Source organism: Achromobacter pestifer, assembly GCF_902859625.1.
Lineage (GTDB): Bacteria > Pseudomonadota > Gammaproteobacteria > Burkholderiales > Burkholderiaceae_B > Achromobacter > Achromobacter pestifer.
Genome location: NZ_CADIJX010000002.1, coordinates 1,052,469 through 1,068,164, shown reverse-complemented (window position 1 = coordinate 1,068,164; position 15,696 = coordinate 1,052,469). Strand labels below are relative to the sequence as shown.

Genomic DNA, 15,696 nt, shown 5'->3' with positions numbered 1-15,696 from the left:
TTTGTAGCGCGCATACTTGGTGCGCAAGAATTCGTCCTGAGCATAAAGCAAGACAGATGGAACTACGTCAACTCGAGGCCTTCGCGGCCGTCATGTCCACAGGCAGCGTCACCGCTGCCGGGCGTTTGCTCGGGCGTTCGCAGCCGGCCATCAGCCGCTTGCTGCAAGAGCTTGAAGCCGAGATCGGTTACGCCCTGTTCACGCGCAGCGGCCCGCGGGTCACGCCGACCGAACAGGGCTTTCTGCTGTATGACGATGTGGAACGCGCGCTGGCCAGCCTGCAACAGATTCGCGGCCGCGCCGAAGAGATCGCGCGCGGACAAGCCAAGCCGCTGCTGTTGGCGGCAACCTCTGCCTTGGCGGCGGGGCTGTTGCCCGACGCGCTCAAGCGTATCGAATCCGAATTCAGCGCTACCCGCATCCAGGTGCGCAGCGCCTCGCCCGAACGGGTGGTGCATGCGGTATTGACCGGCGCCGCCCAATTGGGCGCGACCAGCCTGCCGCTGGAGCATCGCGGCTTGACGGTGCATTGGATCGGACAAGCGCCCTGTGTGGTGGCATTGCCGGAAGATGATCCGGCCGCCGCGCAGGAAGTGGTGCCCGTGTCGGCGCTTGCCGGCCGGCGCCTGATCACGATGGCCAATCCCTACCGCCTGCGCCGCCGGCTGGACGCGGCGCTGGCGCCGTCCGGCAATGCGCCGGGCACCATTGAAACCAATTCGTCCGTCAACGCCTTGGCCGCCGTGCGCGCGGGCCTGGGCGTGTCGGTGCTGGAACCGATCACCGCTTATGGCGCCCCGATGGCGGGCGTGGCGATCCGGCCCATCGACCTGGACATCCCCTTTTTCTTCGGAGTCATCACTCCGCAATCGCAACCGTTGACGCCCGCCTGCCAGGCCATGGTGGACGCGCTGGCCGATGCCGCCGCCGCCCTGCTGCCCGGCTTCGTGCTGCGCGACGCTTGCGAGCATTCGGCGCTATTGCAGTCGATCTACGGTGATGACGCCCCTGTCATGGAAACCCCCTCCTTATGAATCTTCCCGTCGCCACCCCGCCGCAAGGCTTAGCCGCGCTGGAGGCCCGCCTGCGGCAAGACCTGTCCTGGCTGGAAATCCCCGCCAAGAACTGGGTCGCCCCCCGCCTGGTGGACGGCGAACCGGTCCTGGACGTTGCCATCATCGGCGGCGGCATGGCCGGTTTGGCCGCTGCGGCGTCCTTGACGCATCTGGGCATCGCCGCGCCGATCTTCGATCAGGCGCCTGAGGGTTACGAAGGCCCCTGGGCCACGACAGCCCGCATGGAAACGTTGCGGTCGCCCAAGCAACTGACGGGCCCTGCCCTGGGCCTGCCGGCGCTGACCTTCCGCGCCTGGTTTGAAGCGCAGTTCGGCTCGCAAGCCTGGGACGCGCTGGACAAGATCCCGCGCCTGCAATGGATGGATTACCTGCGCTGGTATCGCCGCGCGCTGAACCTGGACGTGCGCAACGAACATCGCGTGTTGTCCGTGCAGCCGCGCGCCGACAATCTGGTGCAGCTGGATATCGAATCGCCCGCCGGACGCAGCACCGTGCTGGCCCGCCGCGTCGTGCTGGCCACCGGCCGCGATGGCTTGGGCGGCGCCTATGTGCCTGACTTTGCAAAGAAACTGCCGCGTGACCGCTGGGCGCATTCATCCGACGTGATGGATTACGCCACGCTTGCCGGCAAGCGCGTCGGCGTCGTGGGCGCGGGCGCGTCCGCCATGGACAGCGCGGGCACCGCCTTGGAAGCCGGCGCCGCCAGCGTCGACCTGCTGATCCGCCGCAACGACATTCCGCGCGTGAACAAGGGCAAGGGCGCAGGCAATCCCGGCCTGACCCACGGCCACCTGACGCTGCCCGATGAATGGAAGTGGAAGATCCGCCACTACATCAACGCCGCGCAAGTGCCGCCCCCGCGCGGCAGCACCTTGCGCGTGTCGCGGCATCCGAACGCCCGCTTCAACCTGAGCTGTGGCGTGCAGGACTTGGCCATGGAAGGCGACGAGATCCATGTCACCACGCCCAAGGGCGTGTTCGTGCTGGACTTCCTGATCTTCTCCACGGGTTTCCGCATCGACTGGACCGTGCGTCCGGAATTCGCGCCGCTGGCGCCCCACGTACGCAACTGGGGCGACCGGTTCACCCCGCCCGCCGGCGACGAAGACCAGGAACTGCATGACTCGCCCGACCTGGGCGCCGTCTTTGAATTGCAGGAAAAAACGCCGGGCGCCTGTCCGGGCCTGGACCGCGTGCACTGCTTCTCGTACCCCGCCGCGCTGACCCAAGGCACGATCTCGGGCGACATCCCCGCGATCAGCGAAGGCGCCAAGCGCCTGGCGCAAGGCATCGCCGGCCTGTTCTACCGCGAAGACGTCGAGATCTACTACGCCAACATGGAAGCGTTCTCGGAGCCGGAAGTGTTCGGTGATGAGTGGGTGGCAGCCCCGCCGCCAGCCCCGGCTCCCCAGGCGGAGACGGCGCAATGACAGGTTGGTTGATACGCCGTGTCGCGCAAGCGGCGGTGGTCGTGTTCCTGATGACCTTGATCGTCTTCGTGGGCCTGCACGCCATCGGCAACCCCGTGGACATCCTGATCGGCCAAGACGTCGATCAGGTGGACCGCGCCCGCATCATCGCCGAACTGGGCCTGGACAAGCCGCTGTGGGAGCAGTACCTGGGTTTTCTCAATGGAGCCATCCACGGCAACCTGGGCAACAGCTTCGTCTACAACATCCCCGCCATTGAACTGGTGGTTCAGCGCCTGCCCGCCACGCTGGAACTGGCGATCAGCGCGCTGCTGCTGGCCGTCATCATCGGCCTGCCGCTGGGTCTGGTGGCCGGCCTGTATCCGGACAGCCGCTTTTCCAAGCTGATCATGGCTGGCAGCATCGTCGGCTTCTCGCTGCCGACCTTCTGGGTGGCGCTGATGCTGATCATGACGTTCAGCGTATCGCTGGGCTGGCTGCCCGCCAGCGGCCGCGGCCAGACGGTGGAGTTCCTGGGATTCCAATGGTCGTGGCTGACGGCCGATGGCTGGCGCCATCTGATCCTGCCGGCGCTGAACCTGTCGCTGTTCAAGATCTCGCTAGTGATCCGCCTGACCCGCGCCGGTGTGCGTGACGTGATTCCGCTGGACTTCGTGAAGTTCGCGCGCGCCAAGGGCTTGTCGCCCCTGCGCGTGGTGGGCGTGCACGTGCTGCGCAACACCATGATCCCGCTGGTCACCGTGCTGGGTCTGGAACTGGGTTCCACCATTGCGTTTGCCGTCATCACGGAAAGCATCTTCTCGTGGCCGGGCGCCGGCAAGCTGATCCTGGATAGCCTGAACGCCCTGGACCGCCCCGTGATCGTGGCGTACCTGATCGTGGTCGTGTGCCTGTTCGTGACGCTGAACCTGATCGTGGACATTCTTTATAAAGTGCTGGACCCCCGGGTACGGCTGGAGGGCTCGGCATGAGCACCGCTGCAACCCCCGAGAAGGCCCCCGCGCTGCGCCGCGAATCGCCATGGCGCCGCAACCTGACTGAATTCATGTCGTCCAAGACGGCGGTGTTCGGTCTGGCCGTGGCCACGCTGCTGATCCTGGCGGCTATCTTCGCCCCGTGGATCTCGCCGCAGAATCCCTATGACCTGCTGCAAATCGACGTGCTGGATTCGCGCATGCCGCCGGGGTCCATGAATGGCCTGGATACCTTCCACTACTGGCTGGGCACCGACGGCCAGGGCCGCGACCTGCTGTCGGGCATTCTGTATGGCCTGCGCATCAGCCTGATGGTGGGCGTGGGCTCGGCACTGATCGCCGGCATCGTCGGCACCTTGCTGGGCCTGCTTGCCGCCTACGCGGGCGGCAAGGTCGACGCCTTCATCATGCGTCTGGTCGACCTGATCCTGTCGTTCCCGTCCATCCTGGTTGCCATGATGATCCTGGCCTATCTGGGCAAGGGCGTGGGCAACGTGGTGCTGACCCTGGTGATCCTGGAATGGGCCTACTACGCCCGCACCGCGCGCGGCCAGGCCCTGGTCGAGCGCCGCCGCGAATACGTGGAAGCCGCCCGCTGCCTGGACATCCCCAACTGGCGGATCATGTTGAAGCACATCCTGCCCAACTGCCTGCCGCCGCTGATCGTGATCGGCACCTTGCAGATCGCGCGCGCCATCACGCTGGAAGCCACCCTGAGCTTCCTGGGCCTGGGCGTGCCCGTGACCGAACCGTCGCTGGGCCTGTTGATCTCCAACGGCTTCCAATACATGTTGTCCGGTGAATACTGGATCAGCTTCTACCCCGGCATCGCGCTGCTGATCACCATCGTCGCCATCAATCTGGTGGGCGACCGCCTGCGCGACGTGCTGAACCCGAGGACCCACAAATGACCGACCGCTCCGCATCCGCCAGCGCGCCGGCCACGCTTGAAGTGCGCAACCTGCGCACGCACTTCCACACCCGCGCGGGCGTGCTGCCCGCCGTGGACGACGTTTCCTTCACCTTGGAGCGCGGCAAGATCCTGGGCCTGGTCGGCGAATCCGGTTCGGGCAAATCCGTGACCGGCTTTTCCATCATGGGCCTGGTGGACGCGCCGGGCCGCATCGTCGGCGGCGAAGTGCTGTTCCAAGGCCGCGACCTGACCAAGCTGTCGCCGCGTGAACTGCGCCGCCTGCAAGGCAACCGCATTGCCATGATCTTCCAAGATCCGATGATGACGCTGAACCCCGTTTTGCGGGTGGACGTGCAGATGATCGAAACGGTGCGCGCGCATAACAAGATGAGCAAGGCGCAGGCCCGCATCCTGGCCCGCGACACGCTGGGCATGATGGGCATTCCCAGCCCGGACGAACGCCTGCTGGCCTACCCGCATCAATTGTCCGGCGGCATGCGCCAGCGCGTGGCCATCGCCATTGCCATGCTGCACCGCCCCGACCTGATCATTGCCGACGAACCCACGACCGCGCTGGACGTCACCATCCAGGCGCAGATCCTGTCCGAAGTGCAAAAGCTGGCGCAGCAGCACGGCACCAGCCTGATCTGGATCACGCATGATCTGTCCGTGGTGGCCGGTCTGGCTGACGACGTGGCAGTGATGTACGCCGGCCGCATCGTTGAACACGGCAAGGTCGACGACGTGCTTGACCGCCCGCAGCATCCGTACACCGTCGGTTTGATCGACAGCCTGCCCAGCAACAATCAACGCGGGCAGCGTCTGCGCCAGATCCCCGGCATGACGCCCAACCTGCTGCACCTGCCCGCCGGCTGTGCATTCGCCACGCGCTGCTCGCGCGCGACCGCCGCCTGTGGCCAGCAACCCGGCATTACCCAAGCCTTGCCCGAACATAAAGTGCGCTGCTTCCATCCCACGATCCAAACCAGCGAGGTGACGGCATGACTCTATCAGCCGCCCCCACCCCGCTGATTGACCTTTCGCAAGTCAGCAAGCGCTTTGGCGAACGCAAGATCGGCCCCGCCGGCCGCGCCATGCAACGCCTGGGCCTGTCCAAGCCGCCCGCCATCACCCGCGCCGTCGATGGCGTGGACCTGATCGTGAACCCTGGCGAAGTGGTCGGCCTGGTCGGAGAATCCGGCTGCGGCAAATCCACGCTGGGCCGCATCGCGGCGGGCCTGATGACGCCGTCCGGCGGCGAAGTCCGCATCAATGGCGTGCGCCCGTCGGACATGAACTCCGCCGCCGCCCATGCCGCGCGCCTGACCGTGCAGATGATTTTTCAGGACCCCTACGCCAGCTTGAACCCGCGCCTGCGCGTGGACGAGATCGTGGGCGAAGCGGCCCGCATCCACGGCCTGGTCGGCAACGGCGACTTTGACGACTACGTCAGCGCCCAGCTGGAACGCGCGGGCCTGGACCCCGCTCTGCGCCAACGCTATCCGCACCAGTTCAGCGGCGGCCAGCGCCAGCGCATCGGCATCGCCCGCGCGCTTGCCGTGCAGCCGTCCATGCTGGTCTGCGACGAAGCCGTGGCCGCGCTGGACGTATCGATCCAGGCGCAGATCCTGAACCTGTTCATGGACCTGCGCGAAGAGCTGAACCTGACGTACCTGTTCATCAGCCATGACCTGGGCGTGGTGGAACACCTGTCCGACCGCGTCGTCATCATGTACCTGGGCCGCGTCGTGGAAACGGCCACGGTGGAAGAAGTTTTCCAGCGTCCCAACCACCCGTACACCCAAGCGCTGCTGGCCGAGATTCCCAGCCTGAAGTCGCGCCACAAGATCTTTACCGCGATCAAGGGCGAGATCCCCAGCCCGCTGAACCCGCCCACCGGCTGCCATTTCCATCCGCGATGTCCGCATGCGATGCCGCGTTGCAAGACCGAGGTTCCCACCTTGAAGGGAATCGCCATCAACCATTTAAGCGCCTGTCATCTGAACGACATGGCCTGACCGTAACTGGCCGCGATGCCGCGCATCGCAGCCTTTGGAACACTAACCGCTCGTTCCCCCCCACCAAGGACCACGAACATGAAACGCCTGATTCTTTCGACCCTGACCGCCGCCATCCTGGGCGCCTCCGCCATGGCTTCCGCCGACAACCTGTCCATCGGTTTCGCGGACCCGCTGTCATCCCTGGACCCGCAGCTGAACAACCACGCCGGCGACCGCTCGGTGGCCCTGCACTTCTGGGACCTGCTGATCGAGAACAAGTGGAACAAGCTGCAACCCGGCCTGGCCGTCAGCTGGAAACCGCTGGACCCCACCACCTGGGAATTCAAGCTGCGTGAAGGCGTCAAGTGGCAGGACGGCACCCCGTTCACCGCCGACGACCTGATCTATTCCTACACCCGCGCGCGCGCCGTCCCCGGCAGCGTCGCCACCTACGCCGGCTACCTGCGCACCATCGACACGATGACCGCCAAGGACCCGCTGACCCTCATCGTCAAGACCAAGGCCCCCAACCCCGATCTGCCGCTGAACCTGGCGTCCGTCCACGTCGTCAGCAAGCACGTCGGTGAAAAATCGACCACCGAAGACTACAACTCGGGCAAGGCCATGATCGGCACCGGCCCCTACAAGTTCGTGTCCTACACGCCGGGCGACCGCGTCATCATGGAACGCAACGACGGCTACTGGGGCGACAAGGCCACCTGGGACAAGGTCAACTACCGCTACATCAACAACGCCGCGTCGCGCACCGCCGCCCTCTTGGCAGGCGACGTGGACGTGATCGACAAGGTCTCGGTGGCCGACCTGGCCAAACTGCAAAAAGCCCCCAACGTATCGGTCTACCCGTACGACGGCCTGCGCGTCATGATCCTGCAACCCAGCTTCAACCCCGAGCCCAACCAGTACATCACCGACAACAACGGCAAGCCGCTGGACAAGAACCCGTTGCTGGACGTGCGCGTGCGTCAGGCGCTGAACCTGGCCATCAACCGCAAGGCCATCGCCGACCGCATCCTGCAAGGCGCCGCCACCGAAGCCAACCAGTGGATGCCCAAGGGCACCATCGGCTACAACCCCGACGTCAAGGACATCCCCAACGACGTCGCGCAAGCCAAGAAACTGCTGGCCGAAGCGGGCTTTCCCGACGGCTTCAAGCTCACCATGCACGTGCCTAACGACCGCTACCCGCAAGGCCCGGAAACGGCCCAGGCCGTGGCGCAGTTCTGGACCCGCGTCGGCGTGAAGACCCAAGTGGAAGTGGTGCCATGGGCCGTGTATTCGGGCCGCGCCAACAAGAACGAATTCGCCGTCAGCATGCTGGCATGGGGCAACGGCACGGGCGAAGGCAGCTACGCGCTGGTCAACATCCTGGCCACCGCCGACGCCAAGAAGGGCCTGGGCGCCTCCAACTGGGGCCGCTACACCAACCCCAAGGTGGACGCCGCACTGGAACAATCCACCTCCGAATTCGACGTGGCCAAGCGTGAAGCCATCCTGCGCGACTCGGTCAAGATCGTGTCCGACGACGTGGGCATCATCCCGCTGTTCCACTACAAGAACATCTGGGCCACCAAGAAAGGCCTGAAGGTCACCCCGATGACCAGCGACCGCACGGCCGCCATGATGGTCACCAAAGAACGCGCTGCTGCCGCCGGTAAGTAAGCCATGGTGCCGACCCTGACCATCACCCCCGCGGACGCCCTGATCGACGTGCCGCGCCAGATCCGCGTCGAACACGTCGCCCCGGGCCAGACGGTGGAAATCACCGCCCTGACCCGCCGCAACGGCGTCCTCTGGCAAGCCCAGGCCGCCTACACGGCAGGCGACGACGGCGTCGTCGATCTGACCCGCGACGCGCCCGTCTCGGGCGACTACACCGGCCTGGCCCCCATGGGCCTGGTCTGGTCCCAATCGCCCGTGGACACGCCCAGCCGCGAACACTTCAACCACCCGGTCACCAACGCCTTGGTCACCGACGTGGTCGCCCGTGTGGCGGGCGCCCAGTCGCAAGCCAGCTTCACGCAACGCCTGGCGGCTGACGGCGTCACCCGCCAGGAAGTCCGCGAAGAAGGCCTGGTCGGCACGCTATTCCTGCCGGCAGGCGCCACGCCCGGTTCGCATCCCGCCATCATGATCCTGAACGGCTCGGGCGGCGGCATCAACGAACCGCGCGCGGCGCTGTATGCCTCGCGCGGCTACGCCGCCTTTGCGCTGGCGTATTTCAAAGCGCCGGGCCTGTCCGACTACATCTCGAACACGCCGCTGGAATACTTCCAGACCGGCCTGCGCTGGCTGCGCAAGACGGTCAAGCCCAAGAACGACTTCGTCGCCATCACCGGCCAGTCGCGCGGCGGTGAACTGGTCCTGCTGCTGGGCGCCACCTTCCCCAAGGAAATCTCCGCCGTCGTCGCCTACGTGCCCGGCGCCGTCGTCCACAGCGGCCAGAACGCCTGCGACCCCAAGATCGGCCGCGAAGGCCCCACGTGGTTGCTGGGCGGCAAGCCCATCCCCCACGTCTGGGAAAACAACCGCACCGCCACCTGGGCCCCCTTCGATGAAGGCCCATCGCCGCATCGTCACGAGAAAGCCATCCTGACCGCGCTGCAAGACCCCGACGCCGTCGCCCGCGCCCGCATCCGCGTGGAAGACATCGAAGGCCCCGTCATGCTGCTGTCCGGCACCGACGACGGTTCGTGGCCGTCCAGCCTGTACTCGAAGATGGTGCAAGACAAGCTGGTGGAAGTGAAGCACCCCTACCCCGTCGAATGGCTCGACTACGAGAACGGCGGTCACTCGATCCTGTTCCCCTACGTGCCCACCACCCAGCTCGTCTACGCCCACCCCGTGTCCGGCAAGATCAGCACCAGCGGCGGCAACCCCAAGGACAACGCCCGCGCCGACCAGGAATCCTGGGAAGGCGTGAAGACGTTCCTGGACGCAGCCATCAAAGCCCACGCCGCCCGCACCGCCAAATAAAGAATCCTAGGAGACTCGCATGGCTGAACCCATCGTCTACAACGTCACCGATGACCTCGTCGATCGCCTGATCGGCCTGACGCCCGGCAACAAGACCTACGAAGTGCGCCATCAGCGCGAAAAAGTCGCCGCCGCCACCCAAGGGAGCTACGACGCCCTGTTCGACCCGGCCCTGCCCGGCCTGTCGCTGACGGAACGCCTGCTGGTCGCCCTGTACGCCACCCGCATCAGCCCGTCGCCGGTGCTGGCTGCGCACTACCGCGCCCGTCTGGTCGAAGCCGGCGCCACGCCCGCCGACATCGCCGTTGCCGAATCCGGCAAACCGACCGACGCCGCCGACCCGCGCCTGGCTGCGGTGTTGGAATTCACGCGCAAGCTGATCGAAAACCCCGTCGAAGGCGACGAAGCCGCCCTGAAGACCCTGCCCGCCGCCGGCGTCTCCACGCCTGCGGTGGTCACCCTGTCGCAACTGATCGCCTTCCTGTCGTACCAGACCCGTCTGGTCGCCGGCCTGGCCGCCATGAAAGACCTGGAAGGCCAAGCACCCCGCGCGTCGGCTGTCCCGCCCGCGCCCTTCGAGCCCAACACCGCCGCCACCGCACCCGGCGCCGTCATCAAGGCCCACGGCTTCACCAATGAAGTTCTGGAGTGGAAGGCATGGCTCGACGTCGTCAACGTCGACACCGCCACCCCGGAACAAGTCGCCGTCCTGGAAGAAAGCCACCCCAAGGCCAAGGTCTCGGACTACTACTTGTTTCTGGTCCATCAGCCGGAAATCCTGCGCCAGCGCTCGACCGCGTTCAACGCCATCATGTACGCGCCGGGGGGTTTGTCGCGTGCGGAGCGGGAATTGGGCTCGACGGTGGTGTCGCGCGTGAATGGTTGCGTGTATTGCGCATCGGTCCATGCGCAGCGCTTTGAGCAACTGGCCAAGCGCAATGACGTGATCGCGCAGGTGTTTGAAGATCCCTACACCGCCGGCACGACGGCGCGGGAATTGGCCATTGGCAAGTTCTCGATCCAGATCACGGAAGCGCAAGCGGACGTGAACGCGAACAGCATCCAGGCATTGAAGGACGCGGGTCTAAGCGAAGGTGAAGTGCTGGACCTGCTGCACTCGGATGCGATCTTCGCCTGGGCGAATCGTCTGATGCTGAACCTGGGCGAACCGGTTTTCGCCGGATAGGACCCACCCCCTACCCGCTTACGCGGGCCCCCTCAAGGGGGCGACACCTGCGGACCAGCAAAGCCGGATCCGCGGTGTCCCGGATAGGGGAAGAGCTACCAGGTTTGGGGCAAACCGCCCTATCCACCGATTTCGTTAAACTGACGCTTTCCGCGCCACTACGCGCCCCGCCCCATGCGGGGCGCTTTGCCTTTCCCTCATGTCAGAAAAAACCCACGACATCCGCCCCGGCCAGTCCGTCGAACTGCTAAAAGCCCTGCATATTCTTACCCGCGACGGGAAGATGAATCAGGACAGTCGCCGTAAGCTGAAGCAGGTCTATCACTTGTTTCAGTTCATCGAGCCCTTGCTGAAAGACGTTCAACAAGAACGCGGCGCCGTCACGCTTGCGGATCATGGGGCCGGGAAGTCTTACCTGGGGTTCATCCTGTATGACTTGTTCTTCAAGGAACAGAAGGATGCCGTCGGGAATGGGTCCCATATTTATGGGATTGAGACGCGCGAGGAATTGGTGAAGTCGTCAGAGGAACTGGCGAAGCGGCTGGGGTTTGAGGGGATGTCGTTCTTGAATCTTTCGGTGGCGGAGTCGATTACGTCGGATCGGCTGCCGGGGACGATTGATGTGGTGACTGCGCTGCACGCTTGTAATACGGCGACTGATGACGCGATTCACTTTGCGCTGGAGAAGAAGGCGAAGTACATCGTGGTGGTGCCTTGCTGTCAGGCGGAGGTGGCTTCGGTACTACGGAAGAATAAGGGGAAGGCGTTGGCTGACCCGCTGGCAGAGATTTGGCGGCATCCCTTGCATACGCGGGAGTTTGGGAGCCAGATTACGAATGTGCTGCGGTGTTTGCAGCTGGAAGCGCATGGGTATCAGGTGAGTGTGACGGAGCTGGTGGGGTGGGAGCATTCTATGAAGAATGAGCTGATCATCGCGCAGTACAAGAATCTGCCGACCAGGAAGCCTGCGGAGAGGCTGACGGAGATGTTGGAGCGGATTGGGTTGCAGGAGTTGAAGGATCGGTTTTTTGTGCGGGGAGCTGCTGCGGTGGCTTCTGAATAGCTGCTTGCATAGCCGCCGTGCATGAGCCAGAGATGGCTTTAGCTGGTGGTGGGCTGCCGATCCTTCTCTAATCAGCAGTCTGCGATTGCGCTTGTGTTAGAAAAAAGCGTGATCAATTTGGCACGGAACCGCATTGCGTCCGTCGCCTAACGGGGCATAATCGCCCCGTGGTCCAAAGGATCGCCCGGGTTGACAGCCGGAAAGACAGAACACGTGGCCGCTGCAATGGCGGCCTCCTTTCTTTCATTGCGTCGATAACACCGGAGCGTCGAAATGAGCGACCACCCTTTTACCTATGACCGATGGGCCACGCCGGATGATCCGGAGTTTGGTGTTGTGCGGGTTGATGATTTGCGGAAGATTGATAAGGCTTGCTTGGGGATTTGGGCTATTGCGCGGATTGTGGGGAATAGTGCGAATGAGCCTGGGGCTACGGGGGTAAGGCCGTTGGATGGTTGGGTGGTGTCGATTTTAATGGGTGGGGTTGAGAGCCTAAGCTACCAAGGTGCTGATCTAGTCGCGCGCACAATAGATGCGCAGTCTTTGGACCCGCTGTTGGCAAAAGAAGCACCACCAGCCTAGTAACAAAACCATGTGTGCAAGCATGGGAACTCCTGTTCATAGGCCGCCTAAGACTATATATTCGATTGGCCGTTGCAACGAATTGGCGAAATCGTTGTGCTGAGGTGCCGTAGCCCAGCATCGTCTTTGGTCGCCAGCCCATAGACGAATAGATTTCGTTGAGCTTAGTTTGCGAGATTCGGACTCCGCAGGACACTAAGCAATGCGCCAGTCCAGTAGAAGATACTACTCGGATGATAGGATAGAATTGCTTGGTTGACTATTTTTATTATTGCCACTCGCCATCCCATCACGTCTATGCATCTACAAAGCTTGACATTAACCAATGTTCGTCAATTTGACCAAAGAACTTTCAAATTTCAACCTGGCTTCAACTTGCTCATAGGGGAGAATGGAGCCGGCAAGACGACAATTCTTCGCGGCTTACTCGCAGCGTTGGGTAGCACTCAGCAGATGGGAAGACGTCCAAGACTAGAAGACAACGACATCCGGCTGCGCTCGCGTCTCGCAGAAATCAGTGCAGTAATTTGCCACTCAAATAATACGGTTGAAGCATTTCAATTGCAGAAGACGCTTTGGGAACCTGCAAAACGCTCAGCCAAGCGGGGAAATCTTCCGCTGATTCTACTCTACTCATCAAACGAAGCGATCTGCTCGGCGATGAAAATGAAATCTGCGAGACGGCTCCGAAAATTCTATAGCGATTCATTTCGACGCCACGAGGAGTTTCTCTACTCCTCCGAAAACAACTCTTCTCCAGGGACTGCAATAGCGACTGACCGCCAGTTCGGAAATAGTAATTCGGTGAGAAAATTTGTTAACAAAGTGCTATCCACCTTTTCTCCTGGCATGAGTAAATTCTATTGGCGCTTCGAACCCTATGAGTGCTCACTCGTGCACGATGAAAGTGCAGAAAAAAAAACGCCAGTGGACTCGGAAATACAAAAACAAGCTAGGGCCTTCGCAATGCGCTGGTTCGACGAGCACCAACCTCGGCGAAAGCGCCCTTTTGATTGGCCCGATCAGACAAAAGTAGTCCTCACACCAGCGAGTTCGGAACGCAGACGTGGCGATAGAGACTTACCCCAATTGCGCGATATTTGGAAAGACATACCGGTTTCATCGGCTGATCGAGAGCGTCTAAGTTCTTATTCACTGGAGGTAAAGCTAACGCCAAGAATTATGATCCAACGCAAAATTGGCACACTAAGTCTTAGTCAACTCTCCGATGGTGAGCAACGACTCTTTTCTTTATTTGTTGATATTGCGAGACAGCTATCTATCAAAAACCCAAATGAAAAAATCGGCTTCGGAAAGGCTATTGTCCTTATCGATGAAATTGACGTCCACCTTCATCCAAAATGGCAACGTCGAATCGTACCCGCTTTAGAGGATTTGTTACCTAACTGCCAGTTCATTGCTACGACTCATTCGCCTTTTGTAATTCAGGCAACCCCTCGCCACCAGATCACCCCTATCGATCCGAAGCTTTCAACTGCACACTTAGATGGCGGCAATAGCATCGAAGATATTGCAGAGGACATTCAAGGCGTTTCCGTGCCGCAACGAAGCACACGGGCAGAAAAGTTGAGTGATGCGGCGAAAGAATACTTTACGCTTCTTGAAATGCGCGCGGCTGACGCCCAGCAGGTAACACCGGACGAGTTACGTACCGCTGAGCGGTCCTATCGGGAGGCGAGTGAGCCCTTTACATCCGATCCCGCATTACACGCCCTACTTAAAGTGCTGGCAATGGAGAATAAAGCTCAATGAGGCCCATTACCAGAGTCGCGGCACCGGCGACCTATAAGAAGTATCAGGATGCCATCGAAGATCTCGAAGCATACTTTGGCCGGTACTGCAGTTACTGCGAACGTCATTTTCCTGCACTTCTAGCTGTAGAACACGTATCACCAAAGAGCTCTGATGCCACGCGCGAAACCGATTGGACGAACTTCCTTATTGGTTGCGTTAACTGTAATTCGGCGAAGGGCGACACTCCAACCAACGACGAAGACTTTCTTTGGCCGGACAAGGACAACACTTTAAAGGCTATAGAGTACAGAGAAGGGGGGCTGGTGGAGCCCTCATCAACAATAGATCCTCTCATCGTCCCGAAAGTAGTTGCGCTGATAGATCTTGTTGGACTGGATCGCCACCCAGGAAAACCTCCCGCTAAACAGCCAGCGGGCCGAGATAAGCGCTACTTAGACCGGGAGGAGGCATGGAACCTCGCTAAACGTTCGCGAGACGTGCTGGCACGGAACAACAATGAAGATATCCGAGAAATGATCATTTCTACCGCCAAGTCATCAGGGTTTTTCAGTATTTGGATCGCAGCCTTTCACGAGGATCCAGATATGCGCCGTCGGCTAGTCGAGGCTCATGTAGGGACCGCGAGAGACTGTTTCGAAGATGACTGGACGCTCAAGTCAAGAATCGGTGGCCGCATTTAATAGCTACGGCTCGATGCGAGGTGACCTGCCCCCATAATTGGCACTAAATAAATATACCTTTCAGACGAAACTCTCGAACTCCTTAGTCCGAAATTGCAATTTGCCACGTTATATACCACGATCATCTACGCGGCAGGCGGCGCGGGAACATAAAATCCGTTGGAATCGAGAGTGCTCCTAAATTTAATCCTATCATTCACGTAGTCTAAAAAGTCGACGCAGTGGGCGACGCCATGCCAAAGTCGACTATCCCACGCATTTATACCCAGACATTCCTGCGCTTCGGAGTAACGCCGCTGTAGCACTCTATGAAGTGACGCAGCGGGCACGCCATCAGGAAAGTATTGTCTAAGCTCGCCGATTAGGCCGCTTAACATGCTGGACGCCTCTGCCGCAAAGCGATCGATTAAACCTAGACCCTCGAGGTGGCGTTGCGCGACTTCAGCCGCGGCCTGCATCGCGCCCATTCCTGCACAATAGTATTTGATTGCAAGAGTACCCTCCACGACTGTAACTAAGCAGTGAAGCAGGGCTGTATCCGCATCGACGGAAAAATACGGATGGCAATAGAGCAGATACGCGTTGTGATAATGTTTGGATTTGCGATGATTGCAGCCAAAGCAGATGTAGAGCAGGTTTGCGTGATAAACCGCATACTCGGGAAATGATTCCTTTGGTAAATAGTGATCCCATGTCCGGGGATCGTTGAGCATGCAGTATGCACATCGCTGAAGGTTGACCTCCGATTGCACTTTGAGCGCCCACAGAATATTGTCCTTGTGCGCAGAAAGCGCCATGGTTCCGATGCCATAGCATGACTCGAGAGCAGCGCTTTCTTCTTCTTTCCAGGGTTGCTTTGGAGGGGGGGTCATCGCGTCTATTGCGTTGTCGTATCCATCGCACAGATCGAAAACTTTGTCACGCAAGTTGGTTAGGGTCGCCCTCGTCGCCTTATGCTTTGACTGGATGATGGTCGGCAGATACTTACGGACATCTAGATCGGCAGCCTTCTGATTCCGCAT

General features: G+C 61.2%; 14 protein-coding genes. 13 read left to right on the top strand and 1 reads right to left on the bottom strand.

Going from position 1 to position 15,696, the window contains the following annotated elements; all coding sequences use genetic code 11:
- Positions 1–56 precede the first annotated feature (56 nt).
- The 13 genes from HV753_RS11695 (at position 57) to HV753_RS11635 (ending at position 14,674) form a co-directional block, all read left to right on the top strand.
- Positions 57–1,034: a LysR family transcriptional regulator gene (locus HV753_RS11695; protein ID WP_175174597.1), complete on the top strand. Its 978-nt coding sequence runs from the start codon at positions 57–59 to the stop codon at positions 1,032–1,034.
- On the top strand, positions 1,031–2,506 hold the full coding sequence (locus HV753_RS11690) for a flavin-containing monooxygenase (RefSeq protein ID WP_175174596.1): 1,476 nt from the start codon (positions 1,031–1,033) through the stop codon (positions 2,504–2,506). The genes HV753_RS11695 and HV753_RS11690 overlap by 4 nt, the downstream gene beginning before the upstream one ends.
- The gene (locus HV753_RS11685) at positions 2,503–3,477 is read left to right on the top strand and encodes an ABC transporter permease (protein ID WP_175174595.1); all 975 of its coding nucleotides are present in this window, start codon (positions 2,503–2,505) and stop codon (positions 3,475–3,477) included. Before HV753_RS11690 ends, HV753_RS11685 begins: the two co-directional genes overlap by 4 nt.
- The gene (locus tag HV753_RS11680; protein ID WP_175174594.1) at positions 3,474–4,391 is read left to right on the top strand and encodes an ABC transporter permease; all 918 of its coding nucleotides are present in this window, start codon (positions 3,474–3,476) and stop codon (positions 4,389–4,391) included. Before HV753_RS11685 ends, HV753_RS11680 begins: the two co-directional genes overlap by 4 nt.
- Complete coding sequence (locus tag HV753_RS11675) at positions 4,388–5,398, top strand: ABC transporter ATP-binding protein (protein WP_175174593.1); 1,011 nt, start codon at positions 4,388–4,390, stop codon at positions 5,396–5,398. The genes HV753_RS11680 and HV753_RS11675 overlap by 4 nt, the downstream gene beginning before the upstream one ends.
- Positions 5,395–6,411 (top strand): ABC transporter ATP-binding protein, encoded by a 1,017-nt coding sequence (locus tag HV753_RS11670; protein ID WP_175174592.1) that lies wholly within the window; start codon positions 5,395–5,397, stop codon positions 6,409–6,411. The genes HV753_RS11675 and HV753_RS11670 overlap by 4 nt, the downstream gene beginning before the upstream one ends.
- Before the next feature lie 78 nt (positions 6,412–6,489).
- The gene (locus tag HV753_RS11665) at positions 6,490–8,073 is read left to right on the top strand and encodes an ABC transporter substrate-binding protein (protein WP_175174591.1); all 1,584 of its coding nucleotides are present in this window, start codon (positions 6,490–6,492) and stop codon (positions 8,071–8,073) included.
- Positions 8,074–8,076: 3 nt separating this feature from the next.
- Positions 8,077–9,387 carry an acyl-CoA thioester hydrolase/BAAT C-terminal domain-containing protein gene (locus tag HV753_RS11660; RefSeq protein ID WP_175174590.1) on the top strand — a complete coding sequence of 437 codons (1,311 nt, stop codon included), beginning with the start codon at positions 8,077–8,079 and terminating at the stop codon, positions 9,385–9,387.
- A gap of 19 nt (positions 9,388–9,406) precedes the next feature.
- Positions 9,407–10,573 carry a CMD domain protein gene (locus HV753_RS11655; protein ID WP_175174589.1) on the top strand — a complete coding sequence of 389 codons (1,167 nt, stop codon included), beginning with the start codon at positions 9,407–9,409 and terminating at the stop codon, positions 10,571–10,573.
- A 199-nt stretch (positions 10,574–10,772) separates the two neighbouring features.
- The gene (locus tag HV753_RS11650) at positions 10,773–11,636 is read left to right on the top strand and encodes a class I SAM-dependent methyltransferase (RefSeq protein ID WP_175174588.1); all 864 of its coding nucleotides are present in this window, start codon (positions 10,773–10,775) and stop codon (positions 11,634–11,636) included.
- 273 nt (positions 11,637–11,909) lie between these two features.
- Positions 11,910–12,218, top strand: coding sequence for a hypothetical protein (locus HV753_RS11645; RefSeq protein WP_175174587.1), 309 nt, complete (start codon positions 11,910–11,912; stop codon positions 12,216–12,218).
- 255 nt (positions 12,219–12,473) lie between these two features.
- On the top strand, positions 12,474–13,991 hold the full coding sequence (locus tag HV753_RS11640) for an AAA family ATPase (protein WP_175174586.1): 1,518 nt from the start codon (positions 12,474–12,476) through the stop codon (positions 13,989–13,991).
- Entirely contained in the window at positions 13,988–14,674 is a 687-nt protein-coding gene (locus tag HV753_RS11635; RefSeq protein WP_175174585.1) for an HNH endonuclease, read from the top strand. Before HV753_RS11640 ends, HV753_RS11635 begins: the two co-directional genes overlap by 4 nt.
- A gap of 125 nt (positions 14,675–14,799) precedes the next feature.
- Here the strand turns inward: HV753_RS11635 and HV753_RS11630 are convergent, their stop codons facing one another.
- Positions 14,800–15,696 (bottom strand): hypothetical protein, encoded by an 897-nt coding sequence (locus HV753_RS11630; protein WP_175174584.1) that lies wholly within the window; start codon positions 15,694–15,696, stop codon positions 14,800–14,802.

Bases quoted from the DNA above. Each gene is read 5' to 3' on its own strand.
- HV753_RS11665 (WP_175174591.1), top strand. From the start codon at position 6,490: ATGAAACGCCTGATTCTTTCGACCCTGACCGCCGCCATCCTGGGCGCC.
- HV753_RS11670 (WP_175174592.1), top strand. From the start codon at position 5,395: ATGACTCTATCAGCCGCCCCCACCCCGCTGATTGACCTTTCGCAAGTC.
- HV753_RS11690 (WP_175174596.1), top strand. From the start codon at position 1,031: ATGAATCTTCCCGTCGCCACCCCGCCGCAAGGCTTAGCCGCGCTGGAG.
- HV753_RS11645 (WP_175174587.1), top strand. From the start codon at position 11,910: ATGAGCGACCACCCTTTTACCTATGACCGATGGGCCACGCCGGATGAT.
- HV753_RS11630 (WP_175174584.1), bottom strand. From the start codon at position 15,696: ATGCGGAATCAGAAGGCTGCCGATCTAGATGTCCGTAAGTATCTGCCG.
- HV753_RS11650 (WP_175174588.1), top strand. From the start codon at position 10,773: ATGTCAGAAAAAACCCACGACATCCGCCCCGGCCAGTCCGTCGAACTG.
- HV753_RS11695 (WP_175174597.1), top strand. From the start codon at position 57: ATGGAACTACGTCAACTCGAGGCCTTCGCGGCCGTCATGTCCACAGGC.
- HV753_RS11660 (WP_175174590.1), top strand. From the start codon at position 8,077: ATGGTGCCGACCCTGACCATCACCCCCGCGGACGCCCTGATCGACGTG.
- HV753_RS11675 (WP_175174593.1), top strand. From the start codon at position 4,388: ATGACCGACCGCTCCGCATCCGCCAGCGCGCCGGCCACGCTTGAAGTG.
- HV753_RS11685 (WP_175174595.1), top strand. From the start codon at position 2,503: ATGACAGGTTGGTTGATACGCCGTGTCGCGCAAGCGGCGGTGGTCGTG.
- HV753_RS11635 (WP_175174585.1), top strand. From the start codon at position 13,988: ATGAGGCCCATTACCAGAGTCGCGGCACCGGCGACCTATAAGAAGTAT.
- HV753_RS11655 (WP_175174589.1), top strand. From the start codon at position 9,407: ATGGCTGAACCCATCGTCTACAACGTCACCGATGACCTCGTCGATCGC.
- HV753_RS11680 (WP_175174594.1), top strand. From the start codon at position 3,474: ATGAGCACCGCTGCAACCCCCGAGAAGGCCCCCGCGCTGCGCCGCGAA.